Here is a 15,734-nt window from a genome sequence, read left to right as displayed (position 1 = left end):
GCATGTATGAATGACGAGATAAATCATCTTAAATAGTGACTGATTTCACATAGTAAATAGTGTGACGGTTGAAATTGAGTCCGTTATATTAAATAATAGTTACTGTGGTTTTTTATTTATATTATTGCGTAAAAAATATTTTTGTGACTCAGTTTTATTTTTAAAAACAAGCCGCGAGACAGTAAATCTTTCAAGTACATAATGAATTCCTCTCTTCCGATAATAAGACATCTTTAAATAACTTAACAGTCTATCAGTGCCATAGATCTTTCCTACACTTGGGTCTGGCAATCATTGGATTGTCAGTCATGTATTTACAATGGGAGGCAAAATGAAAAACGTAAGTAAAAGAATTATGACAGGCATGCCAATACTGGCTTTTGTTTTCACACAGCAAGGAGTGAATCATGAATATTCAAAGTAAGCTGTTGTCTGCGCTCAGTATTGTCATTATGAGCTTATTCGTCAGTGGTCATGCGATGGCGGCAATCATCGTCGTGCCAATGGGACACCCTGATGCAAGTCCAACGGCATCGGCTTGCCATGTGGGTGGTACAGTCGGAAATGGCGGGACATATGGGGACCTAACCCCTTTCAATGGGAGTTCATGTACTGACCCAAATGGCTGTTGTGTGATTGAAGGCGATCAAGCGCCGCCCATTACAATTATTACATCAGTGAGCTCAGGTTATGTGTCTGAATATACACGTGCTTTTGAGGAAAGTGGTTCGACGCCACAAGAAGATAACTGGCAGTATGGTGATGAAGATGGGTTGTGGTGCAATGTGAAAGATCACGTTAAGTTCTGCCAAAGTGAAGCGCCACCTTGTGGCGGTTAATAATGGATGTGTGCATCCGGATGAAATAGGTCTTAAATAATATTGTGACTTTTTCATTCTCATTTTATTGCAGTAATCGTTTTACGTAGGCACTCAATGCAATGTCATATTAGGCTGTAATTAGCTTGCCTAAATTTAGGTAATAATAAGGTGATTGTAATGAGTGTCTCGTTAATATTGTGATGTGTTATATAGGTGATTATAAATAGGTCATAATTTTCAAGGCATAGATAGCCTACCTCATTTATGTGTCTAAATTAGCGGTCGCTTAAAAATAGATTATTTTCAAGATAATATTATTTACTTTGTTGTATTTCCTGCCAAGAAAAAGGCTTTTTCGCTGTGTATATCTTTATTTTAAACTGTCTTGTTGTGGCGGTATCTGTGTTAGTGCTCTATGAGTTTTTCTACCAAATGAGTGTTTGTTTGGTCAAAATAAACGTACTGCATTACTTTAGAATTGTAGTGGGTGAATTTGATGCGCTGATTGCCTATGCAATTTAAATATGGATTTTTGCTATTGCTTATTATTTTATGAATAAATCGGAGGGATGGGGTTATCTTAGTGGTGAGTTCAATGGCAGTTTAATGGATTGCGCTTGCTTTTCTTTTGCCGTCTATACCACGCTGGGGTTTGGTGATATTCACCCTAGCGGCCATTGAGGTATCTAACCGGTATTGAATCACTAACAGGCTTGGTGCTTATAACATGGACGGCGTCGTTTCTTTATTATGAGATACAGCGTCATTGGCAGGTAGGCGTGGGTGATGAAACGACTATTAAATAACGCGTTTTGCCCTTTTTTGTGTCTTAGTTGTAAAGCTATTATTTAGCCTTTCTATATCTGCGTTTTTATTAGTCCGTTCTCAAGCTTAATCTTTGGCGTATATTGCGCACTTTACGTGGTAAGTAAATGGCGATTTGATCAATAAATATTTATTTAGTGTGTTTGTCTATATGGGGCTACTCTAAACATACGGTTTTGGAATAACTACAATGTTTATGTTCCTTTAATCGGTAAGTTAATGCCTTAATTACAGTTATCAAGGAGTATTTTTTATCGAAACACTTATAGAGTACCCTTATTTATTAGTCCCCTTGATATTCCTTTCTCGAGTCGCGGATGTCTCCCTTGGTACATTTCGAACAATTGTAGTTTTTCGTGGCCATAAAATTTTGGCCTCTTTTATAGGTTTCTTTGAGATCATCATTTGGTTGATGGCTGCGTCGCAAGTTTTGACAAATCTTGAGCAGTGGTATCTTGCATTTGCCTATGCCAGTGGTTTTGCCGTCGGTAATTATGTTGGTATTACAATTGAGGGTAGATTTGCCATTGGTAGTGAGATTGTTCGGTGTATTTCATTCAACCGGGATGTTTTAGCGGGTAAGTTACGTGATGTGGGATTTAAGGTTGTGTCATTCGATGGAGATATGGGGGATGCCTATCCGGTTGAGCTGTTGTTTATTATTGAAAAAAGACGCAATGTTCCTGGGCTAATCCAACTAATTAAAGACCTAGATGGGACGGCTATATATTCCGTATCGGATGTGAAAAATATTTATGAGGGTCCAGATCTTCTTCCTCGTCGTAGCATGTTTAGCCGAAAGTAAGTTTATGCAGTCTATAAATATACCATTTAAATAATGTATGGTTCGTTACGGCTTAAAATAGCCACACATTCTAACATGTTGATTGCTACATATTACTTTGTGCCAAATATGTGATTTTTTAATTAAAGGATTTTAACGATATTCTTTATATTGGTATTGCTTGTATAAAGAGGTGAGCATGAGTGAGCAAGTTAAATCAGCGCTTATGTGGCTTACACATATTCTTGATTCTCAGCAGGTTCGGTATCAAATAGTGGGCGAGCTTGCTGCTTATATTCATGGTAGTTTACGTGACGTGGCGGATATTGATCTTTATATTTCTAAGTCTAACGTGGAAAAAATATTACCCCTTGTGGATACTTTTATTTCTAAACCACTTGCTCATTATATCGAAGGTTCTTGGGATCTAGAGTATTTCCAGCTTATTTATCAATCTCAGAAAATAGAAATTGGCCTATCACCCGGTACTAAAATTTTCGATTCTAATGGTGGCCAGTGGATTGAATTAGAAATAAACTTTAAGGAATCGCTCCTTGGTGAGTATTACGGAATGGCTGTGCCAGTGATGCCTGTCTGTGATTTACTCCGATATAAGTGAATCCTTGGTCGAGAAGTTGATGCAATCGACATTACTGCGTTAACGGGTATTTCCCATCGTAAAAAGTATTTAAATCCATAGGCTCTGTGTGGTATTTTCAGCTCACACGGTTTCATCCATTTAAGTGCATCTGTTGAGCTTTTTGATTAGGGCTTAAACGTACTGATGTGTACTTTTTAAGTATTTAATATCGAGAAATAAATGATCGGTTTTAGAATTTTTATATTATTAATGATTAGTAGTAGCCTGCATGCTGAAGAGGCTCAGATTGAGGCTCTTTTTAAATCAAGTGACATTACCGGGTCAATACTGATTGAGTCAGGTGATGGGGCGATTAAGCATAAATATAACGTTAATGATCAAGACAGTTTTGTGCCTGCTTCGACATTTAAAATCCCCAACACACTCATTATATTGGAAGAAGGGCTGATTAAAGGCACATCAGAGATTATAAAATGGGACGGTAAAGAGCGGGAATACGCCTCTTGGAATAAAGATCAAACACTTAAAAGTGCTTTCCAATATTCATGTGTATGGTGCTATCAATTTTATGCAAGGCAAATAGGTCATAAAAAATACCACGAGTATCTGCGTAAATTTAATTATGGGAATTATTTGACAGGCAGTGATATTGCTCGCTTTTGGTTAGATGGTGATTTAAGAATTTCGGTTGATGATCAAATTAAATTCCTGCGTAAGGTTTATGCTGAAGACCTGCCAGTGAAAAATAGTCATATTAAAACCCTAAAAAGCATAATGCTGTCAGAGGAGAATGAAGGTTATAAGGTTTGGTCAAAAACAGGCTGGTCAGGAAAAGATGGCTGGTTTGTTGGGTATGTTTTGGTTGATGAGCAAGAATGGTTTTTTGCTACTCATATTGAGGTGACTAAAAAATCGGATTTGGCGCTGCGCAAAAAGCTTACAATGGAGTCACTTAAGCTTTTAAAGATTATTCATTAGTCAGTAACAGTGTGATGTTCATGAGTAGGCCTTAAATAAGGGTGTGAATTAGCGGCCTGTCTCTGATTTCAGTGCAAACTTTAACCTCTATAAAACGGTGGCCATGGCCACCGTTTCTGTTTGTTGTAGAGTAGACTGCTTTTTGTTCAATCCTCTGCTTTTTGTTATGGTTTTGGCAGTATGCATACCGTTGTCGTTAGGGTGACGTAAATATGTCGTATACAAAAGAGGGGTTTTTAGCAGAATATAGGGTTCATATGTTCTATGAGAAAAGAAAATGAAGATAAACGCTGAAAAAATTATAAATGAGCGAAAATCGAAAGCTTGGAGCCAGCAGCATTTAGCGGATGCAAGTGATGTTAGCTTAAGGACTATACAGCGCGTAGAGAATAACGGAGCGGGTTCCCAAGAGACTATTAAAGCACTAGCTGCTTGTTTTTCACTAAGCGTAGATGAATTATTTGTGGCTGAAGCGCCGCAATGTAAAAGCTACTTTAAGTCAAAAGTTGCACTTATATGTTCAATTATGACAGCATTATTTGCAGGTATGCTGTTCATTGCTCCAGTTTCTGTGGCTTCTGATATTAAGATCAGTGCGGAGCAAGTGCAGTTGTCTGCGGATGGTGACTGCGAAATATTCAGCGACAATGTTGAAATATTTGTCCCGCAGGGCGTTCCATTCGAAGTTTCAATGGAGAATATTTGGGGGACTGATATTGCATCGGCTGCAAGCGGTCGTGTCAGAATACACTTGAGTGGCTCTATAATTGTCATTGATAGAGCCATTATTATTAAGATGGAAGATGGCGTTAAAATCACGACAGGTTATGCTGAGAAACGCTTTGTCGAAGTCTAGTTTTATCTTCTGATTAAGTCGTTAAGCTAGGAGGTTTGAGTTTTTCTGAGGGTTGGCTTTATTATGCGGCTTGGTGGTTTGGATTTTGTGTGCTGGCTTTATTTTGCGTTTATCGCTGTTTTGGCTGGTGTAAAAAGGGCGCACTTTGCGCCCTTTTTTGTCTTATGGTGGTTAACACTTAAGCATCATGAAACGTCTCACACGCATACAGCGTATTTTCCATTAGAGTAGCAACTGTCATTGGTCCAACACCACCGGGAACGGGTGTGATGTGGCTGGCGCGCTCTGCTGGCTACGTCATAATCTAAGTCACCGGCCAGTTTGCCGTTATCTAGGCGGTTGATGGCCACGTCTATTACGATTGCGCCTGGTTTAATCCAGTTGGCATCCACAATGCCGCGTTTACCAATGGCAACAACTAATAAGTCGGCTTGTGATACATGGTGTTTTAAATCTTTAGTGAAGCGGTGGCAGATAGTAGTGGTGCTGCCTGCTAGTAGTAATTCCATGGCCATTGGGCGGCCAACGATGTTTGATGCGCCCACGATAACCGCGTGTAGGCCTTTTACATTGAGTTTGTAATGGTCAAGCAGCGTCATGATGCCAGCAGGCGTGCATGAGCGCAGAACCGGGATGCGCTGCGCTAGGCGACCTACGTTGTAAGGGTGAAAGCCATCTACGTCTTTTTGTGGGTGGATGCGCTCAAGAACCTTGGTACTGTCTAAATGAGCCGGTAATGGCAGTTGAACGAGAATACCGTCTATGGTGTCGTCTGCGTTTAAATCGTCGATTATGGCAAGTAGGGTGGCTTCGTCAGTGTCGCTTGATAGGTTGTGGCCTACGCTATGAATGCCTATGGCTTCACATGCTTGGCGCTTCTTGCCTACGTATACTTCGCTGGCGGCATCGCTGCCCACTAGGATTACGGCTAAACCAGGTGCACGTTTGCCGGCATCTTTACGCTGTTGAATACGTTGAGCAACTTGCTCTTTGATGGTGGCGCTTACGGCGTTACCGTCTATGCGTTGTGCACTCATGGCTTTCCTACTGGTATGCGTATAAAAATTTTCGCAATTTTCGCATGGTTCGCCTGTAATACAAAGTACTGGTATCAATTCTTGTGAATTCTTGGAACTGCTTGTTTTATATAAAATTTTTTGAGAAAAGTGTTGACGAGATGGGAGTCCATACGTATTATGCGCCCCACTTAGTGAGCACTACTGCACTGAGTGACAAACGAAAGTTTGTGTCTGACGTCTAATTTGATTAGACAGATGAAGCGCCCGTAGCTCAATCGGATAGAGCATCGGCCTTCTAAGCCGAGGGTTACAGGTTCGATTCCTGTCGGGCGTACCAGCCTTTGGTTTAAGTAGTATTGTGGTGACTGTAGCTCAGTTGGTAGAGCGCAGGATTGTGATTCCTGTGGTCGAGGGTTCGATCCCCTTCAGTCACCCCACTTAATTTCTGGCTTGAGTAATCTTCTAGATACTTGAGGCAAAAATGCAATGCGGATGTGGTGAAATTGGTATACACGCCAGATTTAGGTTCTGGTGCCGCGAGGCGTGAGAGTTCGAGTCTCTCCATCCGCACCATTTATTCTTTAAGAGTAAGTGGTGTTTTTTTTAGAGCTACTGTATCAACTCTATGAGTTGGCCTCTGTTGTGCGGGGGTGGTGAAATTGGTAGACACGCCAGATTTAGGTTCTGGTGCCGTAAGGTGTGAGAGTTCGAGTCTCTCCCTCCGCACCATTTACTACTTAGTAAATGAATTCTTGCTTCAAATCCAAAAATTAAATTCCCTTTATTGTTTTGATTTTCTCATGATTAACTTGAGTTGATTGATCATTTTTATCGTGCCTGCTTTTATTCTTTTTGATTGAGTCTTAATAGTAAGCTGGATGTGTCTAGTTTGCCGTGCCCTTGGTGTTGCAGTTCTCGGTAGAATTGATTAACAAGTGTGGTGATTGGTAGGTTGGCCTGAATGTCTTGTGCGCTGGTTAGGCAGATGTCTAAGTCTTTGCGCATTAGGTCGACGGCAAAGCCAAAATCGAATTCACCTTTGATCATGGTTTCGTGGCGGTTGTTCATTTGCCATGAGGCAGCTGCTCCATTTCCAAGGGTTTCCATTACCTTATTCATATCTAGGCCAGCCTGTTGTCCAAAGTGGATGCCTTCGGCAAGTGCTTGTATTAGGCCGCCAACACAAATTTGATTAACCATTTTGGTTAGCTGCCCCGAGCCTGTCTCGCCCATGTGGTTGAATGATTTGCTGTAGCAGGCGGTAATCTCTTGGGTGCGCTGTGCTGCATGATTGTCACCGCCGCACATTACGGTGAGTTGGCCGTTGATAGCACCTTGTTGTCCGCCTGAAATAGGTGCGTCCGCGTAATCAATGTGCAGGCTTTTGAGTTTTGAGTGCATACGCTTGGCTAATTCGCTGCTGGTTGTGGTGTGATCAATAATAAGGCTGCCTTTCTTGAGGCTTTGACTTGCGCCATTTGGTCCAAAGATAAGCTGCTCTACATCATTATCATTGCCGACACACAGTATGAGTGTTTCGCAGTTTTTACAGGCGTCTTCGGCATTTTTCGCGCTTTTGTGTGTAGGGTGTTGCTTGAGCCAGTTCTTGGTTTTACTTGTGGTGCGATTGTAGGTTGTGATGGCGTGGCCTTGATTGGCGAGGTGGCTTGCCATTGGTGCGCCCATGTTGCCGAGCCCAATAAATGCAATGTTCATGTGTTTGTCGCTCTGTATTGGTTGGCTGTTTATTTTAATCATAAAAAAAACCGCGCTGCGAGCAGGGCGGTTTTTTTATTTGTCGCTATTTACTGCGCCATGCTGAGGTTACTTTTTAGGGTAATCACGTTGTGTATGGCCAGTGTAAAGCTGACGTGGACGAGCAATGCGGTATTCGTTACCGATCATTTCGTTCCAGTGAGCAATCCAGCCTGGTGTGCGGCCTGTAGCAAAAATCACAGTGAACAGTTCAGTCGGGATGCCGATTGCTTTAAGAATAATACCTGAGTAGAAATCTACGTTCGGGTATAGGCCGCGTTTTTGGAAGTATTCATCTTCAAGCGCGATTTTCTCAAGCTTCATTGCCATTTTTAGCATTGGGTCATCTTGCAGGCCAAGCTCAGAAAGTACTTCGTCGCAAGTTGTCTTCATTACTGTGGCGCGAGGGTCGTAGTTTTTATAAACACGGTGACCAAAGCCCATTAGGCGGAACGGGTCGCTCTTGTCTTTGGCTTTTGCTAGGAATTCATCAATACGGGTTTCATCGCCGATTTCATCTAGCATTTTAAGTACAGCTTCGTTGGCGCCGCCGTGAGCCGGCCCCCAGAGTGCCGCGATACCAGAAGCGATACACGCATATGGATTGGCGCCAGTTGAGCCAGCCATACGAACAGTCGATGTTGATGCGTTTTGCTCGTGGTCAGCATGCAATAAGAAGATGCGATCCATTGCGCGAGCCAGTACTGGGTTGATTTCTTTTTCTTCGGCTGGTGTGTTGAACATCATGTGAAGGAAGTTTTCAGAGTAGCTTAGGTCGTTACGAGGGTACATGAACGGTTGGCCCATGTTGTACTTGTAAACCATTGCGGCCAGTGTTGGCATTTTTGCAATTAAGCGGTGCGCTGCAATTTCACGGTGTTTAGGATCGTTGATATCTAAAGAGTCGTGATAAAAAGCCGATAGTGCGCCAACAACGCCACACATAACGGCCATTGGGTGTGCATCGCGACGGAAACCATTAAAGAAATGAACAAGTTGTTCATGCACCATGGTGTGGTGTGTAATGGTGTCGACAAATTTTGCTTTTTCTTCTTTACTCGGCAATTCGCCGTGAAGTAAAAGGTAAGATGTTTCTAAGAAATCTGAGTGTTCGGCCAATTGCTCGATCGGGTAGCCACGATGTAAAAGTACACCTTTGCCGCCGTCAATATATGTAATCTTTGATTCGCATGAAGCGGTTGATACAAAGCCTGGGTCGTAGGTGAATTTACCTAAACCGGCTAAGCTGCGAACATCAATTACGTCAGGGCCTATGGTGCCTTCGTAAATTGGCAGTTCTAGGGTTTCATCGAAACCATCAATTTTTAACTGCGCCTTTTTGTCAGCCATGCATGGCCTCCTATCTGCTATTTCTGATACTGGTATTCTGTTGAATACCCGAATTATGTTGAGCAATAATCGCTCTGTACCGTTGCAAAGACGGCCAACTATAGAGCCAAAATAGTGATTGTCAATTATTGACCATGAGATCTTGGTGTAAGTTTAGTCGAACTGTGCAAGGAATGATCTATTATTAATCTAAGCACGTAAAATTGAGCAAAATACACTTTTTAAGTTTAGGTGCTTATTTGTATTTAACAAACTCTGTGTCTATAATTCGGCGCGTTTGCGAAGGCACTAAAAAGACCCGTAAGTTCGCATTTTCATTAAGAAAAGTGCACAACAAGCGAGCCTGCCCACATAAGCTCGCCTTATTTTGAGGCGTGAGAGAGAGTGTAGAGAACCGTGAATCAACAACGACCAAAAAACCTTGATCTGACTACGATCAGATTTCCTCTTCCTGCTTTGACTTCAATCACTCATCGTATTGCGGGTGTGATTTTATTTGTAGGTGTTATTTTTCTGTTATGCGCTTTGAACGGTTCACTTGAATCGGCCGAAGGATTTGCAGCAGCGAAACAATCGATGACTACTGGTTTCGGTAGTTTTATTACTTGGGGTTTATTATCAGCATTGGCTTTCCATTTTGTTGCTGGCATTAAACATTTATTTATGGATATGGGCATTGGTGAAACAAAAGAAAGTGGTAAGGTTGCTGCCATTCTTACCTTGGTTCTTTCAAGTGCACTAATTGTTCTAGCAGGAGTTTGGGTATGGGCGTAAGTATCACTAACTTCAGTCGCAGTGGTTTGTCCGACTGGCTGATTCAGCGTTTTTCAGCTGTAGTCCTTGCTGTTTACTCAGTGTTTATAGTTGGTTACCTACTATCAAATCCTGAATTGAGCTTTGCTCAATGGCAAGAATTTTTTGCTTGTACTTGGGTGCGTATTTTCTCGTTATTGGCGCTCATTTCTACAGTGGCTCATGCTTGGATTGGTATGTGGACGATATCCACGGACTATATTAAACAAGCTGCTATTCGCTTTGCATTCCAAGTGACTTGCTTTTTAGCAATGTTTGTTTACTTGGTTTGGGGCATTGACATTATTTGGGGTGTATAAGTCATGACAGCCGATATTCGTACAATGACATTTGATGCCATCGTAATTGGTGGTGGTGGTGCAGGCATGCGTGCTGCATTGCAATTAACAGAAGCCGGTATTAAAACCGCCTGTGTAACAAAAGTTTTCCCAACGCGCTCTCATACTGTATCTGCACAAGGCGGCATCACATGCGCAATCGCGTCTAATGATCCGAATGATGATTGGCGCTGGCACATGTACGATACCGTTAAAGGTTCCGATTACATCGGTGACCAAGACGCGATCGAATACATGTGTAAAGTGGGTCCTCAAGCGGTATTTGAATTGGACCACATGGGTTTGCCGTTCTCTCGTACAGAAGAAGGTCGTATTTATCAGCGTCCTTTTGGCGGTCAATCTAAAGGTCCAAATGACCCAACTCAGGCTGCACGTACCTGTGCTGCTGCTGACCGTACTGGCCACGCACTTTTACATGCCTTGTATCAAGGTAACTTAAAAGGCGGTACTACATTCTTAAACGAATGGTATGCAGTTGACCTAGTTAAAAACGAAAAAGACCAAGTTGCTGGTGCAATCGTTATTTGCATCGAAACGGGTGAAACCGTTTATATTCAAGCAAAAGCCACAGTACTTGCGACAGGTGGTGCAGGTCGAATCTTCCAGTCCACAACGAACGCATTAATCAATACTGGTGACGGTATGGGTATGTCTTTACGTGCTGGTGTGCCTGCACAAGACATGGAAATGTGGCAGTTCCACCCAACGGGTATTGCAGGCGCTGGTACGCTTGTAACGGAAGGTTGTCGTGGTGAAGGTGGTTACCTAATCAATAAAGACGGTGAGCGTTTCATGGAACGTTATGCCCCTAACGCGAAAGACCTTGCAGGTCGTGACGTTGTGGCCCGTTCAATGGTTATGGAGATCCTTGAAGGTCGCGGTTGTGGCCCTGATGGTGATCACGTAATGCTTAAGCTTGATCACCTTGGTGAAGAAACGCTTAACGCTAAGCTACCTGGTATTCTTGAGCTGTCTCGTACATTTGCTCACGTTGACCCAATTAAAGAGCCAATTCCCAGTTGTACCGACTTGTCACTATATGATGGGTGGCGTGCCGACTAATATTGGTGGTCAAGCGATTACGCAAGACGAAAACGGCGTTGATAAAATCATCGAAGGTTTATACGCCTGTGGTGAAGCGGCTTGTGTATCGGTACACGGTGCTAACCGTCTTGGTGGTAACTCTCTGCTTGACCTTGTGGTATTTGGTCGTGCGGCTGGTTTGCAAATTGAAAAGAGCTTCCGTGAAGGTTTTGATTCTTTAGACCCTCGTGAAGAAGATATTACACGTGCAATGGCTCGTCTAGAGCGCTTAAACAACAGTACCTCTGGTGAGCCTGTTGCGAAAGTACGTGCGGACCTTCAAAAATGTATGCAGCTTTACTTCGGTGTATTCCGCGAAGGCGAAGCCATGCAGAAAGGCTTAACGATGCTGAAAGAAATTGGTGAGCGTGTTAAAAACACTTACCTTGAAGATAAATCTTCTGCTTTCAACACAGCTCGTATCGAAGCGCTTGAGCTAGATAACTTGTACGAAGTGGCACTTGCAACTGCAATTGCAGCTGAAGAACGTAAAGAATCTCGTGGTGCTCACGCACGTAACGACTTTACTGAGCGTGACGATGTAAATTGGTTGTGCCACTCATTGTATTTCCCGCAAGATCAAAGCATTAAAAAACGTGCTGTGAACTTTGCGCCGAAAACAATGCCTGCGTTCCCACCAAAAATTCGTACATACTAAGAGTGGGGGAGAGAGAATATGTTAGTTAGCGTATATCGTTACAACCCAGAGGTCGATGCCGCACCTTATATGCAGGATTACGAAATCGAAATCCCGGGTGGCAAAGACTTAATGGTGCTAGATGTTTTAGCACTTGTTAAAGAACAAGACTCAACTTTGGCTTATCGCCGTTCATGTCGTGAAGGCGTGTGTGGTTCAGATGGTATGAACATTAGTGGTAAGAACGGTTTAGCCTGTGTGACGCCAATCTCAGAAGCGGCTAAAGGTAATAAGTTAGTATTGCGTCCGTTGCCTGGTTTACCGGTTATCCGTGACCTAGTAATTGATATGAGTTTGTTCTATCAACAGTTTGAAAAGGTTAAGCCTTTCTTACAAAATAATACACCTGCGCCAGCGATCGAGCGTTTGCAGAGCCCTGCAGAGCGTGAGAAGTTGGACGGACTTTATGAGTGTATCTTATGTGCATGTTGTTCAACGGCATGCCCATCATTCTGGTGGAACCCTGATAAATTCATTGGTCCTGCTGGTTTGTTACAGGCTTACCGTTTCTTAGCGGACAGCCGAGATACATCAACACAAGAACGTTTAGAGGGTCTTGATGATCCATTTAGCGTTTTCCGTTGCCGCGGTATCATGAACTGCGTAAGCGTATGTCCTAAAGGGTTGAACCCAACCCGTGCAATAGGCCATATTCGCAACATGTTGTTGTCTCGTGAGATCTAATTAAATAAAGGGGCTATATGCCCCTTTATTTATTCGTAAGAGTGCATTTGAAACACAATACGTCAGGCATGACGTAAAAAAATATAAAAAAAAGGCCCTTTAGCATCATATTTGCTAGGCTGTTATATAGATACCAATATAGATACCAACAGGGAATCGGGTAACCCCCGTATTGCTTGAAAAACTTCAGACCACACCCGGTCATCTGTCGATCCACGCAGCGAGGTTTGGAAAGTAGTGCCCCTAGACATAATTTAAAGGTGGTTTAGTCATGCACGAAGGCTCGATGGAGCAGCTATGGAGTACGTCTCAGCTTGCTGGTGGGAACGTTGCGTACATAGAAGAGCTATACGAATTATATTTAACAGACCCTAATGCGGTCTCTGAACAATGGCGTAGTTATTTCGCGACCTTACCTAGAGTAGAAGGTGGTGGTCTTAATGATATTCCGCATTCTCCTATACGTGAGCAGTTTGTTCTTATCTCTAAAAACCAGCGCCATGCTGGTACCGTAACGCAAAGCCAGGCGTCTAGTGGCTATGATCAAAAGCAGTTACGTGTTTTCCAACTAATAAATGCATATCGTTTCCGTGGGCATCAACATGCCAAGCTTGATCCATTGGGGATTATGGAGCGAGAGCAAGTCCCAGATTTAGATTTACGCTTCCATGAGTTATCAGAAGCGGATATGGACAGTATTTTTCAAACAGGCTCTTTGTTCATTGGTAAAGAAGAAGCCACGTTATCCGAAATTGTAGAAGCACTTGAAAAAACCTACTGCCAAACAGTGGGTGCTGAGTTTATGCACATTGTTGATACCGCCGAAAAGCGCTGGTTCCAACAACGTATTGAAAGTGTACGTGCCAAACCTGAATACAGTGATGAAGCTAAAATACATTTACTTGAGCGTTTAACCGCTGCTGAAGGCTTAGAAAAATATTTAGGCTCTAAATACCCAGGCGTAAAACGCTTTGGTTTAGAAGGTGGTGAATCGCTGATTCCCATGATGGATGAATTAATTCAGCGTTGCGGTACTTATGGCGCAAAAGAAATCGTTATCGGTATGGCTCACCGTGGCCGTTTAAACTTACTGATTAATACACTTGGTAAAGCGCCTTCTGATTTATTCGATGAATTCGATGGCAAGGTGCAGTTCGACCACTCTGGTGATGTTAAATATCACCAAGGGTTTAGTTCTAATGTGCTAACCCCTGGTGGTGAAGTGCATTTGGCACTTGCGTTTAACCCGTCTCACCTTGAAATTGTATCCCCTGTAGTTGAAGGCTCCGTTCGAGCACGTCAAGATCGACGTGGTGATAAGATCGGCGAAACCGTTGTGCCTGTTGCGATTCATGGTGACTCTGCATTTGCTGGTCAGGGCGTGGTGATGGAAACATTCCAAATGTCACAGACTCGCGGCTACAAGACAGGCGGAACCATTCACATTGTTGTAAACAACCAAGTTGGTTTTACAACAAATAAACGTGAAGATGTGCGTTCAACTGAATATGCAACGGATGTTGCTAAGATGGTTCAAGCGCCTATTTTGCACGTTAATGGCGATGACCCTGAAGCGGTTTTGTTTGTCACTCAGCTGGCAGCCGATTACCGTAATGAATTCCATAAAGATGTGGTGATTGACTTAGTTTGTTACCGTCGTCGCGGTCATAACGAAGCGGATGAGCCGTCTGCCACGCAGCCTTTGATGTATAAAGTCATCAAGGCGATTAAAACCACGCGCACACTTTACGCCGAGCTTTTAAATCAAGGTGGTGTGGTAGATGACGAAAGCATTAAAGCGATGGACGAAGATTATCGTAATGCCTTAGAAGCCGGTAAGCACGTTGTAAAAAGCTTGGTGACAGAACCAAAATCTGAAATGTTTGTCGATTGGGCGCCGTATCTTGGTCATGATAACAACCTGACTGTTAGCACCGAATTTGATCTTAAGCGCTTGCAAGAATTAGCAAATAAGATGCAAGACGTACCTGACGGGTTTGCCGTACAGCGCCAAGTAAATAAAATTCTTGAAGATCGTCGTAAAATGGCTGTTGGTGCCTTACCGATTAACTGGGGTTTTGCTGAGACAATGGCGTACGCTACGTTACTTGAAGAGGGTTACCCGATTCGCTTAACGGGCCAAGATGTGGGTCGTGGTACGTTCTCTCACCGTCATGCTGTGTTGCATAACCAAAAAGATGGCGCGTCTTATTGTTCACTGCAAAATATGAGTGAAGACCAGCCAACGTATACTATTCATGATTCCTTGTTATCTGAAGAAGCGGTGCTGGGTTTTGAGTACGGTTACTCAACTACCACACCGAATTTATTAGTAATTTGGGAAGCTCAGTTCGGCGATTTTGCCAACGGTGCTCAAGTGGTAATGGATCAGTTTATTTCCAGTGGTGAACACAAATGGAGCCGCCTGTGTGGCTTAACCATGCTGTTGCCCCACGGTTATGAAGGCCAAGGTCCAGAGCATAGCTCGGCTCGTTTAGAGCGTTACTTACAACTATGTGCCGAACACAATATGCAAGTATGTGTGCCTTCAACGCCTGCGCAAATATTTCATTTGTTACGTCGCCAAGCGATTCGTCCATTGCGTAAACCACTAGTGATTATGTCGCCGAAGAGTTTGCTACGACACAAAGAAGCCATTAGTACCTTGGAAGACCTTGCACAGGGCTCTTTCCAAAATGTTATTCCCGAAGTCGAAGATGTGAATCCAAAAGATATTAAACGTCTTGTACTGTGTAGCGGTAAAGTTTATTACGATCTGATCGATCGTCGTCGCACAGAAGAAATGAAGCATGTTGCTATTGTTCGCATTGAGCAGTTGTATCCCTTCCCTGAAGAAGAGTTGTTTGCTGCGATTTCTCCTTATACAAATTTAAAAGAAACAGTTTGGTGTCAAGAAGAACCAATGAACCAAGGTGCTTGGTATAGTTCACAGCATCACATGCGACGAGTAGTTAATCAGCATGGTTCAAGTTTGTATTTAGATTATGCAGGTCGTGAAGCTTCGGCTTCACCTGCTGCAGGTTATATGGCGTTGCATTTAGAGCAACAAGAGCAATTGATCAAAGATGCACTGGGCCTTTAGGCTTAAGCGAACAACGAATTAGGAATA

The 15,734-nt window shown here is 42.9% G+C and carries 11 protein-coding genes, 4 tRNA genes and 3 pseudogenes; 15 read left to right on the top strand and 3 right to left on the bottom strand.

Features of this window, described 5'->3' with window-relative positions; genetic code table 11:
* The first annotated feature begins 407 nt into the window (after nucleotides 1-407).
* From ACU6U9_RS19645 to ACU6U9_RS19620, 6 genes and pseudogenes are all read left to right on the top strand, one after another.
* Nucleotides 408-839, top strand: coding sequence for a hypothetical protein (locus ACU6U9_RS19645; RefSeq protein WP_446736666.1), 432 nt, complete (start codon nucleotides 408-410; stop codon nucleotides 837-839).
* Nucleotides 840-1,181: 342 nt separating this feature from the next.
* Nucleotides 1,182-1,627, top strand: a pseudogene (locus ACU6U9_RS19640) (ion channel).
* 272 nt (nucleotides 1,628-1,899) lie between these two features.
* Nucleotides 1,900-2,451: a DUF2179 domain-containing protein gene (locus ACU6U9_RS19635; protein ID WP_446737204.1), complete on the top strand. Its 552-nt coding sequence runs from the start codon at nucleotides 1,900-1,902 to the stop codon at nucleotides 2,449-2,451.
* Between the two features lie 178 nt (nucleotides 2,452-2,629).
* On the top strand, nucleotides 2,630-3,049 hold the full coding sequence (locus ACU6U9_RS19630) for a hypothetical protein (RefSeq protein ID WP_446736665.1): 420 nt from the start codon (nucleotides 2,630-2,632) through the stop codon (nucleotides 3,047-3,049).
* A 201-nt stretch (nucleotides 3,050-3,250) separates the two neighbouring features.
* Nucleotides 3,251-4,009, top strand: coding sequence for a penicillin-binding transpeptidase domain-containing protein (locus tag ACU6U9_RS19625; RefSeq protein WP_446736664.1), 759 nt, complete (start codon nucleotides 3,251-3,253; stop codon nucleotides 4,007-4,009).
* 277 nt (nucleotides 4,010-4,286) lie between these two features.
* Nucleotides 4,287-4,865 (top strand): helix-turn-helix domain-containing protein, encoded by a 579-nt coding sequence (locus ACU6U9_RS19620; RefSeq protein ID WP_446736663.1) that lies wholly within the window; start codon nucleotides 4,287-4,289, stop codon nucleotides 4,863-4,865.
* A 178-nt stretch (nucleotides 4,866-5,043) separates the two neighbouring features.
* On the opposite strand, the pseudogene folD reads toward ACU6U9_RS19620, so the two are convergent.
* Nucleotides 5,044-5,902, bottom strand: a pseudogene (gene folD / locus ACU6U9_RS19615) (bifunctional methylenetetrahydrofolate dehydrogenase/methenyltetrahydrofolate cyclohydrolase FolD).
* Nucleotides 5,903-6,144: 242 nt separating this feature from the next.
* Between folD and ACU6U9_RS19610 the strand changes: the two are divergent.
* The 4 genes from ACU6U9_RS19610 (at nucleotide 6,145) to ACU6U9_RS19595 (ending at nucleotide 6,613) form a co-directional block, all read left to right on the top strand.
* Nucleotides 6,145-6,221, top strand: a tRNA-Arg gene (locus ACU6U9_RS19610).
* 24 nt (nucleotides 6,222-6,245) lie between these two features.
* Nucleotides 6,246-6,321: transfer RNA gene (locus ACU6U9_RS19605), tRNA-His, on the top strand.
* Nucleotides 6,322-6,372: 51 nt separating this feature from the next.
* Nucleotides 6,373-6,457 (top strand) — tRNA-Leu (locus tag ACU6U9_RS19600).
* 71 nt (nucleotides 6,458-6,528) lie between these two features.
* A tRNA-Leu gene (locus tag ACU6U9_RS19595) sits at nucleotides 6,529-6,613 on the top strand.
* Nucleotides 6,614-6,727: 114 nt separating this feature from the next.
* On the opposite strand, the gene ACU6U9_RS19590 is transcribed toward ACU6U9_RS19595, so the two are convergent.
* Both ACU6U9_RS19590 and gltA read right to left on the bottom strand, forming a co-directional pair.
* Complete coding sequence (locus ACU6U9_RS19590; RefSeq protein WP_446736662.1) at nucleotides 6,728-7,642, bottom strand: NAD(P)-dependent oxidoreductase; 915 nt, start codon at nucleotides 7,640-7,642, stop codon at nucleotides 6,728-6,730.
* A gap of 66 nt (nucleotides 7,643-7,708) precedes the next feature.
* The gene (gene gltA, locus ACU6U9_RS19585; RefSeq protein WP_446736661.1) at nucleotides 7,709-8,989 is read right to left on the bottom strand and encodes a citrate synthase; all 1,281 of its coding nucleotides are present in this window, start codon (nucleotides 8,987-8,989) and stop codon (nucleotides 7,709-7,711) included.
* Between the two features lie 396 nt (nucleotides 8,990-9,385).
* Here gltA and sdhC point away from each other — a divergent pair, with 396 nt between their 5' ends.
* From sdhC to ACU6U9_RS19560, 5 genes and pseudogenes are all read left to right on the top strand, one after another.
* Nucleotides 9,386-9,763: a succinate dehydrogenase, cytochrome b556 subunit gene (sdhC, locus tag ACU6U9_RS19580; protein ID WP_446736660.1), complete on the top strand. Its 378-nt coding sequence runs from the start codon at nucleotides 9,386-9,388 to the stop codon at nucleotides 9,761-9,763.
* Nucleotides 9,754-10,101, top strand: coding sequence for a succinate dehydrogenase, hydrophobic membrane anchor protein (gene sdhD / locus ACU6U9_RS19575; RefSeq protein WP_446736659.1), 348 nt, complete (start codon nucleotides 9,754-9,756; stop codon nucleotides 10,099-10,101). Before sdhC ends, sdhD begins: the two co-directional genes overlap by 10 nt.
* 3 nt (nucleotides 10,102-10,104) lie before the next feature.
* Nucleotides 10,105-11,881, top strand: a pseudogene (gene sdhA, locus ACU6U9_RS19570) (succinate dehydrogenase flavoprotein subunit).
* Nucleotides 11,882-11,899: 18 nt separating this feature from the next.
* Nucleotides 11,900-12,604 carry a succinate dehydrogenase iron-sulfur subunit gene (locus ACU6U9_RS19565; protein WP_446736658.1) on the top strand — a complete coding sequence of 235 codons (705 nt, stop codon included), beginning with the start codon at nucleotides 11,900-11,902 and terminating at the stop codon, nucleotides 12,602-12,604.
* A gap of 271 nt (nucleotides 12,605-12,875) precedes the next feature.
* On the top strand, nucleotides 12,876-15,707 hold the full coding sequence (locus ACU6U9_RS19560; RefSeq protein WP_446736657.1) for a 2-oxoglutarate dehydrogenase E1 component: 2,832 nt from the start codon (nucleotides 12,876-12,878) through the stop codon (nucleotides 15,705-15,707).
* Nucleotides 15,708-15,734 lie beyond the last annotated feature (27 nt).

The organism is Pseudomonas sp. HK3 (assembly GCF_052920985.1).
Note: the sequence above shows the minus strand (reverse complement) of the source record. Positions and strands in the feature narration are given on the sequence as shown.

Excerpts from the sequence above, each read along its gene's own strand:
- ACU6U9_RS19645 (WP_446736666.1), top strand. The coding sequence starts at position 408 with ATGAATATTCAAAGTAAGCTGTTGTCTGCGCTCAGTATTGTCATTATG.
- ACU6U9_RS19630 (WP_446736665.1), top strand. The coding sequence starts at position 2,630 with ATGAGTGAGCAAGTTAAATCAGCGCTTATGTGGCTTACACATATTCTT.
- ACU6U9_RS19625 (WP_446736664.1), top strand. The coding sequence starts at position 3,251 with ATGATCGGTTTTAGAATTTTTATATTATTAATGATTAGTAGTAGCCTG.
- ACU6U9_RS19620 (WP_446736663.1), top strand. The coding sequence starts at position 4,287 with ATGAAGATAAACGCTGAAAAAATTATAAATGAGCGAAAATCGAAAGCT.
- ACU6U9_RS19590 (WP_446736662.1), bottom strand. The coding sequence starts at position 7,642 with ATGATTAAAATAAACAGCCAACCAATACAGAGCGACAAACACATGAAC.
- gltA (WP_446736661.1), bottom strand. The coding sequence starts at position 8,989 with ATGGCTGACAAAAAGGCGCAGTTAAAAATTGATGGTTTCGATGAAACC.
- sdhD (WP_446736659.1), top strand. The coding sequence starts at position 9,754 with ATGGGCGTAAGTATCACTAACTTCAGTCGCAGTGGTTTGTCCGACTGG.
- ACU6U9_RS19565 (WP_446736658.1), top strand. The coding sequence starts at position 11,900 with ATGTTAGTTAGCGTATATCGTTACAACCCAGAGGTCGATGCCGCACCT.
- ACU6U9_RS19560 (WP_446736657.1), top strand. The coding sequence starts at position 12,876 with ATGCACGAAGGCTCGATGGAGCAGCTATGGAGTACGTCTCAGCTTGCT.